Source organism: Pseudomonas anatoliensis (assembly GCF_017976235.1).
Lineage (GTDB): Bacteria > Pseudomonadota > Gammaproteobacteria > Pseudomonadales > Pseudomonadaceae > Aquipseudomonas > Aquipseudomonas anatoliensis.
In genome coordinates, this window is the sequence record NZ_JACVHC010000005.1 from 261,147 (window position 1) to 274,913 (window position 13,767).

10 protein-coding genes are annotated in these 13,767 nt (G+C 60.1%); 1 reads left to right on the forward strand and 9 read right to left on the reverse strand.

The features are described from left to right. Positions 1-94 precede the first annotated feature (94 nt). The 9 genes from ICA16_RS18060 to ICA16_RS28305 form a co-directional block, all read right to left on the reverse strand. Positions 95-1,546: a lipopolysaccharide kinase InaA family protein gene (locus tag ICA16_RS18060; RefSeq protein WP_210701181.1), complete on the reverse strand. Its 1,452-nt coding sequence runs from the start codon at positions 1,544-1,546 to the stop codon at positions 95-97. Beyond that, complete coding sequence (locus ICA16_RS18065) at positions 1,546-2,298, reverse strand: lipopolysaccharide kinase InaA family protein (protein WP_210701182.1); 753 nt, start codon at positions 2,296-2,298, stop codon at positions 1,546-1,548. Before ICA16_RS18065 ends, ICA16_RS18060 begins: the two co-directional genes overlap by 1 nt. After that, positions 2,295-3,029, reverse strand: a complete 735-nt coding sequence (locus tag ICA16_RS18070) for a lipopolysaccharide kinase InaA family protein (RefSeq protein ID WP_150617536.1) — start codon at positions 3,027-3,029, stop codon at positions 2,295-2,297. The genes ICA16_RS18065 and ICA16_RS18070 overlap by 4 nt, the downstream gene beginning before the upstream one ends. Beyond that, positions 3,029-3,835, reverse strand: a complete 807-nt coding sequence (gene rfaP, locus ICA16_RS18075; RefSeq protein ID WP_210701183.1) for a lipopolysaccharide core heptose(I) kinase RfaP — start codon at positions 3,833-3,835, stop codon at positions 3,029-3,031. The genes ICA16_RS18070 and rfaP overlap by 1 nt, the downstream gene beginning before the upstream one ends. After that, a complete protein-coding gene (locus ICA16_RS18080; protein ID WP_210554288.1) occupies positions 3,836-4,957 on the reverse strand; it encodes a glycosyltransferase family 4 protein in 1,122 nt (373 codons plus the stop codon). Continuing rightward, on the reverse strand, positions 4,957-6,018 hold the full coding sequence (waaC, locus tag ICA16_RS18085) for a lipopolysaccharide heptosyltransferase I (RefSeq protein WP_047299457.1): 1,062 nt from the start codon (positions 6,016-6,018) through the stop codon (positions 4,957-4,959). The genes ICA16_RS18080 and waaC overlap by 1 nt, the downstream gene beginning before the upstream one ends. Before the next feature lies 1 nt (position 6,019). Then, the gene (gene waaF, locus ICA16_RS18090; protein ID WP_150602686.1) at positions 6,020-7,054 is read right to left on the reverse strand and encodes a lipopolysaccharide heptosyltransferase II; all 1,035 of its coding nucleotides are present in this window, start codon (positions 7,052-7,054) and stop codon (positions 6,020-6,022) included. Between the two features lie 732 nt (positions 7,055-7,786). Continuing rightward, entirely contained in the window at positions 7,787-10,726 is a 2,940-nt protein-coding gene (glnE, locus tag ICA16_RS18095; protein ID WP_210701184.1) for a bifunctional [glutamate--ammonia ligase]-adenylyl-L-tyrosine phosphorylase/[glutamate--ammonia-ligase] adenylyltransferase, read from the reverse strand. Next, positions 10,723-10,848 carry a hypothetical protein gene (locus tag ICA16_RS28305; RefSeq protein WP_263596704.1) on the reverse strand — a complete coding sequence of 42 codons (126 nt, stop codon included), beginning with the start codon at positions 10,846-10,848 and terminating at the stop codon, positions 10,723-10,725. The genes glnE and ICA16_RS28305 overlap by 4 nt, the downstream gene beginning before the upstream one ends. 262 nt (positions 10,849-11,110) lie before the next feature. On the opposite strand from ICA16_RS28305, the gene aceE reads away from it, so the two are divergent. Next, a complete protein-coding gene (gene aceE / locus ICA16_RS18100) occupies positions 11,111-13,756 on the forward strand; it encodes a pyruvate dehydrogenase (acetyl-transferring), homodimeric type (protein ID WP_150602689.1) in 2,646 nt (881 codons plus the stop codon). Positions 13,757-13,767: the final 11 nt, after the last annotated feature.

A 13,767-nucleotide genomic window follows, 5' to 3' on the forward strand; every position in this document is an offset into this window, starting at 1 on the left:
CTCTGAAATTAGCACCGAGGCCGTTGCGGGCACAGTTCATGGTTTCTGAAGAAACTGTAAGACATTTCAGAAGCCCCTGTCGCTCTTGCCCGACTCAGACAACACTCGAGATATCTTTAGGCAAACGCTGATCGATTATCTGATACAGCGCGCTGCTCTCGGGCCAGTTACGCATGAATCGCGCCCGGTCCCGCGCATAGGCCGGGGCAAAACTTCCCGGCGAGCCGTGCTGACACATCGAGTCAAGATCGATCAGCGCCCAGCGGTCGTTGTGCCAGAACAGGTTGTGACCCTTGAAATCGCCATGACTGATGCGCTCGGCAATCAATCGAGCGAATAACCGATCCAGTGCCTGCAACTCCGACTCCGGTGCTTCGCCACTTTCAACGTATGGCGCAAAGCGCTCGATGATGTCCGGTCCCGGCAGGAACTCGGTCACCAGATAGGCGCGGCTGCGCAACCACAGGAAGCGCTTTTCCAGCACCGCCAGCGGCTTGGGCGTGGCAATCCCGAGAAACATCAGGCGATTGCCTTCACGCCACGAGTGCCAGGCACGACTCGGACGCCAGAACCGCTTGAGCCAATGCGCGAAGCCCTTGATGTTGTAGCGCTTGATCACCAATTGGCGCGCCCCCACTTCGACCTTGCCGACGCTTGCCGCGCCGCCGGTCTTGTAGAGATGGCCGCGATCAAGCAGGGCATCCGCCTGCTCAAGCACCGGAACCATGGCCGCTTCTTCCTCGCGCCGGATCGCTTGCAGACCAAACGCCCCACGGCGGACGCTGAACAGCGTGCATTCGCGCCCGACCTTGATCAGGTAATCCTTCAGGCGCCAGCGGCGCACCTTGTCGATCTGCTTCTGTAACGCTTCCAGCGGCAAAGCGTGCTCGCTGTTGCTCAACAGGTAATACACCAGCAGCTCTTCGGTGAACGGCTCCAACGCCTTGGGCAACTGGGCGAAAAACACGCCGAGATTTTCCAGGACTTTTTGCCGCGACAACGGCTGACCCGCGGTTTCCACGCAAATGCCGGCACCGTCGATCAGGTACAACTTACCGCCGTGACGCAGCAGATTGTCCAGGTGCAGGTCTTCCTGCCACAGCCCTTTGCCGTGCAACTGGCCAATGGCGGCAAGCGCCTCGGCCAGCACCGCGGTTTGTTCCTCCGCCAGCGGCGGCAGCGCCTCGACTTGCGCCCAGGCATCGCCAAGGCTTTGCGCGCCTTCGAGGAAGTCGAACAGCAGCCAGCCACCCTCACCGTTTTTCAGGCCGTCGGCCAGCAGCAGCGGGGTCGTCAGGCCTTGTGCAGCCAGCAAGCGCACGCCTTCCAGCTCACGCTGAAAATGTCGAGCAGCCTTGCTGCCGACCAGCAATTTGGCCAATACCGGACGACCACGCCAAACGCCGGCACCGACGTAACGCTGCCCCGGCAACACGCGCAGCAGGCTCAGCAACTGCAAATCCGCGGCACCGGCCGCATCGGCCAGTGTGACGGTCAGCGGCAGTTGCGGGGTACGCCCGACAGCGGCCAGCTCAGACAACTGCATCAGCGAGTCTCCTTGTGACTACGGCGCGCGGTCAGCCGGGCGAGCCAGCTGTCGAGCAGCGAACTGTCGATCGGCTGATCGAGATAAGCCGCCAGCAACTCGCGCAGTTGCGCCTCGCTCCACTGTGGTGCGCGGCGCTGCAGCGGCTCCAGATCCTTGATTCGGTCACGCATGCCGAACAACAGCGGCCGGGTTTTCTCCAGATCGATCAATTGCGCCTGATACCCGTCGCCGCTGGCCTGAAGAAAAATATGTTTGGGGTAGAAACAGCCATGCACCTGACGCACCCCGTGCAGCTGCCGCGCCAGCAACCCGCAGGCCTTGAGGATGGCCGACTGTTGCGCGGTGCTGAGCTGCGACCAGCGCGCAAGCAGCGAATCCAGGTCGCTCCAGCCATCCAGCGCTCGCGTCAACAGAATCGCGCGGACTTCGCCAGCGACCTTGCGCTCACCGAAAAATGCCGCTTGCAGCGCCGGAATACCGAGCTTGCGGTAGCGGCTGATATTACGAAATTCGCGAGCAAAGCTTGGCTCACCGAACGGCGCATGCAAGGTGCGGGTCAGGTAGTTGCTCTGGCGCTTGAGGTAGAAACCCTGACCTTCGAGATCCAGACGGAACACGCTGCTCCAGCCGCCACGCGCGGTATTGGGCTCGTCCACCGCTTCAAGTTGTTTGGCCCACAGGGCGTCAAATGTGCCCAGGCCGTGGCGTTCAAGCAAAGCACGGTCTTCATCGGCGAGAAAATCAGTCATTCACGTCCCTCGAAAAATCTCACCACGTGCCGAATCCGTTTCTTGTCGGCAGCGTTCAGCCGATCGCACTGGCGGTATTGCATATAAAAGCGCAGGCGTTGGGTATTGGACAGGTGATATTTGGCGAGCTTGTCGAGACAGGCCAGATCTTTGGTGATCCGATACTTGAGCCAGAAGCCGCGCCAGAACTCGCCATTGGGGCAATCAATAAGAAATATGCGCGACTGGTCGTCGATCAACAGATTGCGCCATTTCAAATCGTTATGGGTAAAACGGTGATCATGCATCGTGCGCGTATAACCGGCCAACTGTTGGCTGACGGCGTCGACCCAGGCGCGATCCTTGAGCTTGGGATCCTTGCGCTCGGCGAGTGCGGCGAGGTCTTCGGTATTGGGCAGCTCGCGGGTGATCATCGCGCCACGGTCGTAAGCCGCGCCGCGTCGCTCCAGCCCCCACGCCACCACTTCAGCGGTGGGAATACCCCACTTGGCAAACCGCTTGAGGTTCTGCCACTCCATCTTGACGCGCGGTTTGCCGAGGTAACGGCGCAGGCCTTTGCCCGCGCCGACGTAGCGCTTGACGTAATAGTTGATGCCGTTGCGCTGCACGCGAACCACTTCGGACAGCGGATCGCGCGTCAGCCGCTCGCCTTGCAGGGCAAACACGGCTTCCAGACTGCCGAAATCTTCGGCCAGATCGCTGTACGGCGGTTCAAGAGTCCAACCCGCCATCAGAGCGCATCCCCGTAACGCTGTTTACGCGCGTAGAGCTTGTTGGCTTTGCCTTCCAGCCAGTTCAGCAGCGGCGCTTCTTCAACCAGAATCTGCCGCAGCGGCTGCTGGAAATAGCCCTTGAGGAATCGCAACTTGTCGCGACGGGTCAGGCCAATATCCAGCGCGGAAAAGTACAGCGCCGCCAGATCCTTGTTGCGCCAGCGTTGCGTGATTCTCGGGCGGGTCTGGGCGCGGTGCAGGTCGATCACCGACAGCTTGAAATCATCCGCCGTCACCGGTTTGTCGGTGTGCAGCAGGAAGTGGCAGATGTAGCAGTCGCGGTGATTGACGCCCGCGCGGTGCATCATGCCAGTCATGCGCGCCACTTCGGCGATCAGCGCGCGTTTGAGCTTTGGCTGCGGCGGCTGCTTGACCCAGTCGATGCTGAAGTCTTCGAGGCTGATGGTCGGCGCCAGTTCTTCGGTAACGATGAACGAATGCTGGTCGGCCGGGTTGCTGCCCTTTTCGCCATACGCCACGGCAGTCATGGTCGGCACGCCGACTTCCTGCAAGCGCTGGATGGCTTTCCATTCCTGACCCGCGCCGAGTACCGGCAGCTTGGCGGTCAGCAGGTTCTTGAAGATCTCACCCCAGCCGATGCCGCGATGGATCTTCACAAAAAATCCATGGCCGTCGACTTCGGTACGCAGCGTCCGGCGCGCTTCGAGCTCGCGATACACCTCGCCCTGCAAGCCCTCGACTTCGGCGAACGGATCGCGTCCAGCCCAGAGGCTTTTGAACGGTTCAGCCAGCATCAACTTCATTTAAGCGTGCTCCGCCAGAATCACATCCGCCGCGTGTTGCGGCATGCTGTAAAGGTCGGCCGTTTCGGCGAACGCCAGACCATTGCGGCTCCAGGCCGCGCGTGCAGCGTCGTCGTTCAACATATCGGTCAGGTATCGCGTCAGTTGCGCCTGATCGAACGGTTCGTCCAGCACTCGCCCGGCATCCGCCTCGGCAATGTAGTGGGCATAACCGCACACCGCGCTGACCAGCACAGGCAGACCTGCGACCAGCGCTTCGAGCAGCACTGTACCGGTATTTTCGTTGTACGCCGGGTGGATCAACAGATCGGCGCCGAGCAGGAACCGCGGGATATCGCTGCGGCCCTTGAGGAACGTCACGTTGTCGCCCAGGCCCAAAGTGGCGCTCTGCATCTGGAACAATTTGGGGTCATCCTGGCCAATTACAAACAGCCGGGTGCGTTTCTTCAGTTCCGCGGGCAATGCGGCCAGGGCTTTGAGGCTGCGATCGACGCCTTTGGTCTTGAACCCGGAGCCGATTTGCACCAGTAGCAGGTCGTCGTCCTTGAGCTTGAATTCGGCACGGAAACCGGCGCGAATCGCATCGGCATCCGCGGGACGGCGACGATCCTGGGCAATGCCCGGCGGCAGCAAATGGAAGCGCTCGAGTGGCGTGTCGTAGTGTTTGATGAACAGCGGCTGCTGCACTTCGGAAATCATCAGCACTTCAGTTTTCGCCTCTTTGGCAAACACCGCGCGCTCGTACTCGGCGAAGTGGCGATAGCGGCCCCAGCGACGGTACAGCGAATTGCGCAGGTTCTGCGCCTTGTCTTCGAAGCAACCGTCGGCGGCGTAATACACGTCCAGGCCTGGCATTTTGTTGAAGCCGATCAGGCGATCCACCGGGCGCTTGGCCAAGTCCGCTTCCATCCATGCCGTGAGTTTTTCGTTGCGACGGTGATTGAAAAACGCCTTGACCGGCGCCACCAGCACTTCGAAACCGGGCGGCACGTCGCCCTCCCAGATCAGCGTGTAGACGCGGATCTGGTGGCCGCGTTTCTGGCATTCGAGGGCGATGCGCATGAAATCGCGCTGCAAGCCACCGAACGGGAAATATTTGTACAGGACGAATGCCAATTGCATCAGCGCAGCTCCTCAGCCATTAACAACGTGCTCAGTCGGCTGGCGACACGCTCGGGGTTCAGACGCGTGAAGCACAGAGGCTGTTCACGCTTCAGGTCAAACTGACGGGCATCCTGCTCGGTCGGTTGATAAGTGCATTTTTTCTGCAGGCACGGCGCGCACGGAAAGTCGCTGGCCATGTGAATCTGCAACTTGCCGTAGGCGCCGGTCAGGCCCGGGTTGGTCGGGCCGAACAGCGAGATGGTCGGCACGTCCAGCGCCGCCGCCAAGTGGCCGAGACCGGTGTCCACCGCCACACAGGCTTGTGCGCCGGCAAGGACTTTGCCGACACCGGCCAGATTCAGCTTCGGCAGGACTTCGGCGTGTTTGAAACCGGCGGCGATGCGTTCGGCACGAGCCTTTTCCAGTGGGTTGCCCCATGGCAGTTTCACGCCGACGCCGAGATAACCGACACGCTCGGTCAGCTCGCGCCAGTAAGCTTCCGGCCAATGTTTGGTGTCCCACGTCGTACCGTGGAGGAACACCACGAAGGCGTTCTTGCGCGGCAGCTCGACCAGACGCTCGACGTTGAGACCATAATCGCCCAAGCCTTTGGGCAGGTCATATCCGAGGGCGATGGCGAACAACTGACGCACACGCTCGACGGCATGTTGACCACGGGCCACGGCCAGTTTGCGATCATAGAATCGCGCAGCCATCGGTTCCCGGGCCGAGCCTTTATCGAGACCGGCCACCGGAGCTTTGACGTAACGGGTCAGCCAGGCGCTTTTCAGCAAGCCCTGTGCGTCGATCACCAAATCGTATTTGTTCGCGCGCACGCTCTGCTTGAAGCGTTTCCACTCGCCGCTGGTGATGGTTTTCCAAAGACTTTTGCGCCAGCGACGGATCGCCACCGGAATCACTTTGTCAACGGCCGGGTGCCAGGTCGGAATCTCGGCGAAGCCTTCTTCCACCACCCAGTCGAACTTGATTCCGGGGATGGCCCGGGCCGCGTCGGTCAGCGCCGGCAACGCGTGAATCACGTCACCCAGCGAAGAAGTCTTGATCAGCAATACCCGCAACTTAATGAACCTCGACCACTGAGCCCTGCAACTTCTGCAAGGCATCGTTGACCGCGTCCGGCATCAGCTGGCGCAGGCAGTTGTAATGGCCGAAACGGCAGGTTCGGTCGAAGCACGGGCTGCAATCGAGGCCCAAACGGACGATTTCGACGTGCTCGGCCAGCGGCGGGGTAAAGCCCGGGGAGGTCGAACCATAAACGGCCACCAACGGGCGGTTCAGCGCGGCGGCGACGTGCATCAGGCCGGAGTCGTTGGAGACTACCGAGTCGGCGCAGGACAGCAGGTCGATGGCTTCGGCCAACGAGGTGCCACCGCTGAGATTCACCGCCTCTTCACGCAGGCCAGGAATCAGCCGCGCGCGGATGTCTTCGCCGACCGCGTGATCGTTTTTCGAGCCGAACAGCCACACCTGCCAGCCTTCGCGAATTCGCGCTTCGGCGACTTTGGCGTAATGCTCGGATGGCCAACGTTTTGATTCGCCGAACTCGGCGCCTGGACACAGGGCCAACACCGGGCGGTCGAGGCTCAAGCCAAACTTGGCCAGCGCCGCTTCGCGGGTGACCGGGTCAATTTGCAGACTTGGCCGTGGATACGGTTTCGGCAGTTCGGCGTTCGGTTCATAGGCCAAGGCCATGAAACGCTCGATCATCAGCGGATAACGCTCTTTATCGAGGGTGCGCACGTCATTGAGCAGGCCATAGCGGAACTCGCCGCGCCAGCCGGTGCGTTTCGGGATGCCGGCAAAGAACGGCACCAGCGCCGACTTCAATGAGTTGGGCAGCAGGATCGCCTGATCGTACTGGCCGCGCAGGGACTTGCCGATCCGCCGACGGGTCGCCAATTCAAGCGCGCCATGGCCGAGCGGAAAGCTCAAGGCCTTGCGCACTTCGGGCATGCGCTCAAGGATCGGCCGGCTCCACTCGGGGGCCAGCACGTCGATTTCGCATTGCGGGTGGCGCTGCTTGAGACACTGAAACAGTGTCTGCGCCATCACCATGTCACCGACCCAACTGGGCCCAACGATCAGAATATTCATGTGGTTTCCAAAAACGAACCGGGGAGGCATTACGCCTCCCCGCCTCGAGAATTCTACAAACACTGTAGATCTACTGTGGGAGCGAGCCTGCTCGCGACGGGGTCGTCACATTCAACATTATTGTCGTCTGATACTCCGCTATCGCTGGCAAGCCAGCTCCCACAGGGTTTCGCATTCATTCACATATCTGCGATTCACCGCAGATCTACTGTGGGAGCAAGCCTGCTCGCGATGGGGCCATAACATTCAACAACGATGTTGTCTGACACTCCGCTATCGCGAGCAGGCTCGCTCCTACAGGGTTTCGCATTCATTCACACATCTGCGACTCACCGCAGATCTACTGTGGGAGCGAGCCTGCTCGCGATGGGCCATAACATTCAACATCGATGTTGTCTGACACTCCGCTATCGCGAGCAGGCTCGCTCCTACAGGGTTTCGCATTCATTCACACATCTGCCACTCACCGCAGATCAATTGTAGGAGTGAGCCTGCTCGCGATGGGGTCGTCACATTCAACATTATTGTCGTCTGATACTCCGCTATCGCTGGCAAGCCAGCTCCCACAGGGTTTCGCATTCATTCACACATCTGCGACTCACCGCAGATCTACTGTAGGAGTGAGCCTGCTCGCGATGGGCCATAACATTCAACATCGATGTTGTCTGACACTCCGCTATCGCGAGCAGGCTCGCGCCTACAGGGTTTTGCATTCATTCACACATTTGCGACTCAGCTTAGCCCCATCTCTTTCCATATCCGCAATACCTGCCGACGCTCTTCGGCAAACTGGTCGCCGGCAATCACCCCGGCGTCCTTCTGCAAGGCCTGCCGGTGGGCGGCGGAGCGGTAGGCTTTATAGGCCTCACGCAACAGACTGGCATCTTCGGCAGGCATCAGCCCTTCGTGTTCCAGCTCTTCCAGGATGCGGATGTTATCGGTCCAGCGCAGCAGTGGCGGGTGGCTTTGCGACCACGCCAGAGCCGCGTATTGCACCATAAATTCAATATCGACGATACCTCCGGCGTCCTGCTTGAGGTCGAACGGCGCCGTGGCCTCGAAGGCGTTTGCCGCTGTGCCGGCTGCGGTGCTCTTGCTGCCGAGGTTGTCGCGCATCTTCGCGCGCATCTCGCTGACTTCCTGTTGCAGCTTGGCCAGGTCCCGGGTTTTACCCAGTACCTTGGCGCGGACCTTCTCGAAGGCCTGCCCGACATCCTGACTGCCAACCAGCACCCGCGCCCGCACCAGCGCCTGATGCTCCCACGTCCAGGCTTCGTTTTCCTGATAGCGGGCAAAAGCGCCGAGCGAACTGACCAGCAACCCCGATGCACCGGACGGCCGCAAGCGCATATCCACTTCATAAAGCTGACCGGAGTTGGTCTGCGCCGTCAGCAAGTGGATGATCCGCTGCCCCAGCCGCGTGAAGAATTGCGCGCCATCAATCGGTTTCGGGCCATCGGTTTCGGCCTGCGGATCGCCGTCGTGAATGAACACCAGATCGAGGTCCGAACCATGCCCCAGTTCCAGGCCGCCGACTTTGCCGTAACCGACAATGATGAACCCGGGATCGCACAACGTACCGTCGGTACGCAACGGCGTGCCGTACTTGGCCACGGTCTGGCGCCAGGCCAGCGCCAGCACTTGCGCAAGAATCGCCTCGGCCAGCCAGGTCAGATAGTCGCTGACCTTCATCAGCGGCAAACTGCCGGCGATTTCCGATGCGGCGACGCGCAAGCGGTGCGCCAGTTTGAAATGGCGCAGGGCTTCCATCTGTTGTTCGAGGTCGTCTTCGGGAATCCGCGTCAGGCGCTCGCGCAATTCAGCAGCGAGTTCCGGCGCCAATGGCGGTTTGAACAAGCGCCCTTCGTTGAGCAATTCATCGAGCAACAGCGGGAAGCGGGTGATCTGCTCGGCAATCCACGGGCTCGCTGCACACAACGTCAACAAACGACGCAGCGCACCAGGGTTTTCCGTCAGCAACACCAGGTACGCCGAGCGCCGCGCCACCGCTTCAACCAGTGGCAGCACACGCTCAAGCACCAGATCGGGGTTGTCATGCTCAACCGCTTGGGCGATCAGGCGCGGGATGAATAAATCCAGACGTTCGCGTCCCAGACGCTGCATCGCCCGCAGTTGCGGACTGCCGCGCAGCCCGGCCAAGGCCTTCAGCGCTTTCGGCGCATCGCTGAAGCCGCCCTCCTCCAACTGACGGCAGGCAGCCTCTTCGTCCTGCGCCTCTTCCCACAGCGGCAGCCATTCACCGCCAACCACCACTTCGCTTTCGGTGCCCTCTTCCTCATCAGGATCAGCGATCACCTGTGCAAAGTGCCAGGCCACCCGGCCGCGCCAGAACATCAGTTTTTCATGGAAGGCCTCCCAGTCGGCAAACCCGAGCATGAACGCGATACGCGCCTGATCCTGAGCGCCGTCCGGCAGCATCTGAGTCTGGCGGTCGGCAATCGCCTGGATCGCGTGCTCGGTGTAACGCAGAAACTCATACCCCTCGCGCAACTCGCTGATCACTGCGGGTGGCAGATAACCCTGACCTTCCAGCGTGCTCAACACCTTTAATAGAGGACGCTGTTGCAGACTCAGATCGCGCCCGCCGTGGATCAGCTGAAAAGCCTGTGCGATGAACTCGACCTCGCGGATCCCGCCCGATCCGAGCTTGATGTTGTCGGCCATACCTTTGCGCCGGACTTCCTGCTGAATCAGCTGCTTCATGGTGCGCAGCGCTTCGATTGCCGAGAAGTCCAGATAACGCCGGTAAACGAACGGCCGCAGCATGTCGAGCAACTGTGCGCCGGCCACTTGATCGCCGGCCACCACGCGCGCCTTGATCATCGCGTAGCGTTCCCAGTCGCGACCCTGATCCTGGTAATACTGCTCCAGCGCATTGAAGCTCAGCACCAGCGCGCCCGATGAACCGTACGGACGCAGACGCATGTCGACACGGAACACGAAGCCATCGACGGTCATCGGGTCCAGCGCCTTGATCAGGCGCTGGCCGAGGCGGATGAAGAATTCCTGATTATCCAGTGCGCGCTTCACGCCAACGGTTTCGCCGCCCTCGGGATAGGCGAAGATCAGGTCGATGTCCGAGGACAGGTTCAACTCAACCGCGCCGAGCTTGCCCATGCCAAGAATGACCATCTGCTGCGGCAAACCGCTGCGACGCCCGGTTGGCGTGCCGAACTGCTGACAATGGCGGCTGTACAACCATTGATAAGCTTGATCGATGGAGGCGTCGGCCATGTCCGACAGATCACGGCAGGTCTGCACCAGATCTGCCTGGCGGGTCAGATCACGCCAGATGATCCGCACCTGATGGCGTGCGCGCTGACGGCGCAGGACGCGGCCGAGTTCATCTTCAGTCTGGGCGGCATCCACTGCAGCGGCTATTTGCGCGCACAACTCACCGTGCGCAAACGGCCGGTCGAGCTCACCGGACTGCACCAGCGTCAGTAACATCAAAGGGTCACGAACGCTCTGTTCAATGACGAACTCGCTGGCGCCGGTGACGCGGGCAAATTGCGCCCAGCGTTCGGATGTCCAGTTCGAGAAGCCATGATCGTCTTCAAGCGCGGCGACGGCCGTACGGAACGACTGCTCGGATCGAGTGACCAACGGCAGGAGAATGGCGGGCAGTTCGGCAAGCACGGGCAGGGTCATGGTCTATCCTTGATCGGCGTGTAAATGGCCGCTTGTAGTGAACGGTGAAAACCCGCTACCTGAAGGACTGTCGAACAAAAGTTAGAAATAGCTGAAATTTCTTTTTCTTTGGCAGCCAGCATCAAACTTTCACCTTTTTCGGATGGCAATCGACCAACCTTAACGATTATTCTCACAACGTAGTCGGAGGCCACAAGCCTTTCATCTGTAGTTTTACTACTCGTCTATACATTCGAAAGGCTGAAATGCCGGAAGATTTGTAGTAAAACTACACGCCGCCGGAACAACCTGTCGGCAATCCAAGAATTTTAAATCGTCTGCCCACAAGGCCAGTCGCAAACTCAGGCAACCGATTCTGGAAGCCTTTCCGCCCTGGAGCAAGCCATGCAAGACCTCGATCCCGTCGAAACCCAGGAATGGCTGGACGCCCTGGAATCGGTTCTCGACAAAGAAGGCGAAGACCGTGCTCACTATCTGATGACCCGTATGGGCGAACTCGCGACCCGCAGCGGCTCGCAGCTCCCTTACGCCATCACCACGCCTTACCGCAACACCATCCCCGTCACCCACGAAGCACGCATGCCTGGCGACCTGTTCATGGAACGCCGCATTCGCTCGTTGGTACGCTGGAACGCGATGGCCATGGTAATGCGTACGAACCTGAAAGATTCTGACCTGGGTGGTCACATCTCCAGCTTCGCTTCCAGTGCGACCCTGTATGACATCGGCTTCAACTACTTCTTCCAGGCCCCGACCGACGAACACGGCGGCGACCTGATCTACTTCCAGGGCCACACCTCGCCAGGCGTTTACGCCCGTGCATTCATGGAAGGCCGCATCACCGAAGACCAGATGAACAACTTCCGCCAGGAAGTGGACGGTCAGGGCCTGTCGTCCTACCCGCACCCTTGGCTGATGCCTGACTTCTGGCAGTTCCCGACCGTATCGATGGGTCTGGGTCCGATCCAGGCGATCTACCAGGCACGTTTCATGAAGTACCTGGAAGCTCGTGGCTTCATCCCGGAAGGCAAGCAAAAAGTCTGGTGCTTCCTGGGCGACGGCGAGTGCGACGAACCAGAATCCCTGGGCGCCATCTCCCTGGCTGGCCGCGAGAAGCTCGACAACCTGATCTTCGTCATCAACTGCAACCTGCAGCGCCTCGACGGCCCGGTTCGCGGTAACGGCAAGATCATCCAGGAACTCGAAGGCGTGTTCCGCGGTGCTCAGTGGAACGTGACCAAAGTCATCTGGGGCCGTTTCTGGGACCCACTGCTGGCCAAGGACGTCGACGGTATCCTGCAACGTCGCATGGACGAAGTCATCGACGGCGAGTACCAGAACTACAAAGCCAAAGACGGCGCGTTCGTACGTGAACACTTCTTCAACACGCCTGAACTCAAGGCAATGGTTGCAGACCTGTCCGACGACGAGATCTGGAAACTCAACCGTGGCGGCCACGACCCGTACAAGGTCTACGCGGCGTACCACGAAGCGGTCAACCACAAAGAACAACCAACCGTCATCCTGGCCAAGACCATCAAAGGTTATGGCACCGGTGCCGGCGAAGCGAAAAACACTGCGCACAACACCAAGAAAGTCGATGTCGACAGCCTGAAGTTGTTCCGCGATCGCTTCGACATCCCGGTCAAGGACGAAGAGCTGGAGAACCTGCCGTTCTTCAAGCCAGAGGCAAACAGCGCCGAAGCCCGCTACCTGAGCGAGCGCCGCACTGCACTGGGCGGTTTCGTGCCACAGCGCCGCGCCAAGTCTTTCGACATTCCTACACCGCCACTCGATACCCTCAAGGCTATCCTCGACGGCTCGGGCGACCGTGAAATCTCCACCACCATGGCTTTCGTGCGGATCCTCGCGCAACTGGTCAAGGACAAGGAAATCGGCTCGCGTATCGTGCCGATCATCCCGGACGAAGCCCGTACCTTCGGTATGGAAGGCATGTTCCGTCAGTTGGGCATCTACTCGTCCGTCGGCCAGCTCTACGAGCCAGTCGATAAAGACCAGGTGATGTTCTACAAGGAAGACAAAAAGGGCCAGATCCTCGAAGAAGGCATCAACGAAGCGGGCGCCATGAGCTCCTTCATCGCTGCCGGTACTTCGTACTCCAGCCACAACCAGCCAATGCTGCCGTTCTACATCTTCTACTCGATGTTCGGCTTCCAGCGTATTGGCGACCTGGCTTGGGCAGCAGGCGACAGCCGTACCCGTGGCTTCCTGATCGGCGGCACCGCTGGCCGGACTACCCTGAACGGCGAAGGCCTGCAACACGAAGACGGCCACAGCCACATCCTGGCCGCGACCATCCCGAACTGCCGCACCTTTGATCCAACCTACGGCTACGAGCTGGCGGTGATCATTCAGGACGGCATGAAGAAGATGACCGAAGAGCAGCAGGACGTTTTCTACTACATCACCGTGATGAACGAGTCCTACCAGCAACCCGCCATGCCGGCCGGTGCAGAGGAAGGCATCATCAAGGGCATGTACCTGCTCGAAGAAGACACCCGCGAAGCAGCACACCACGTACAGCTGATGGGCTCCGGCACCATCCTGCGCGAAGTGCGTGAAGCGGCGAAGATTCTGCGTGAAGAGTTCAACGTCGGCGCCGACGTGTGGAGCGTCACCAGCTTCAACGAACTGCGTCGCGACGGCCTGGCCGTAGAGCGCAGCAACCGTCTCAAGCCTGGCCAGAAGCCTCAGAAGAGCTACGTTGAAGAGTGCCTGAGCGGCCGTAAAGGTCCGGTCATTGCCTCTACCGACTACATGAAGCTGTTCGCCGAGCAGATCCGTCAGTGGGTACCGTCCAAGGAATTCAAGGTCCTGGGCACCGACGGTTTCGGCCGCAGCGACAGCCGCAAGAAACTGCGTCATTTCTTCGAAGTCGACCGTCATTTCGTGGTGTTGGCAGCCCTGGAAGCACTGGCTGACCGTGGTGATATCGAACCCAAGGTTGTGGCTGAAGCCATCACCAGGTTCGGCATCGACCCGGAAAAACGCAACCCACTGGACTGCTGAGGAGACATTTT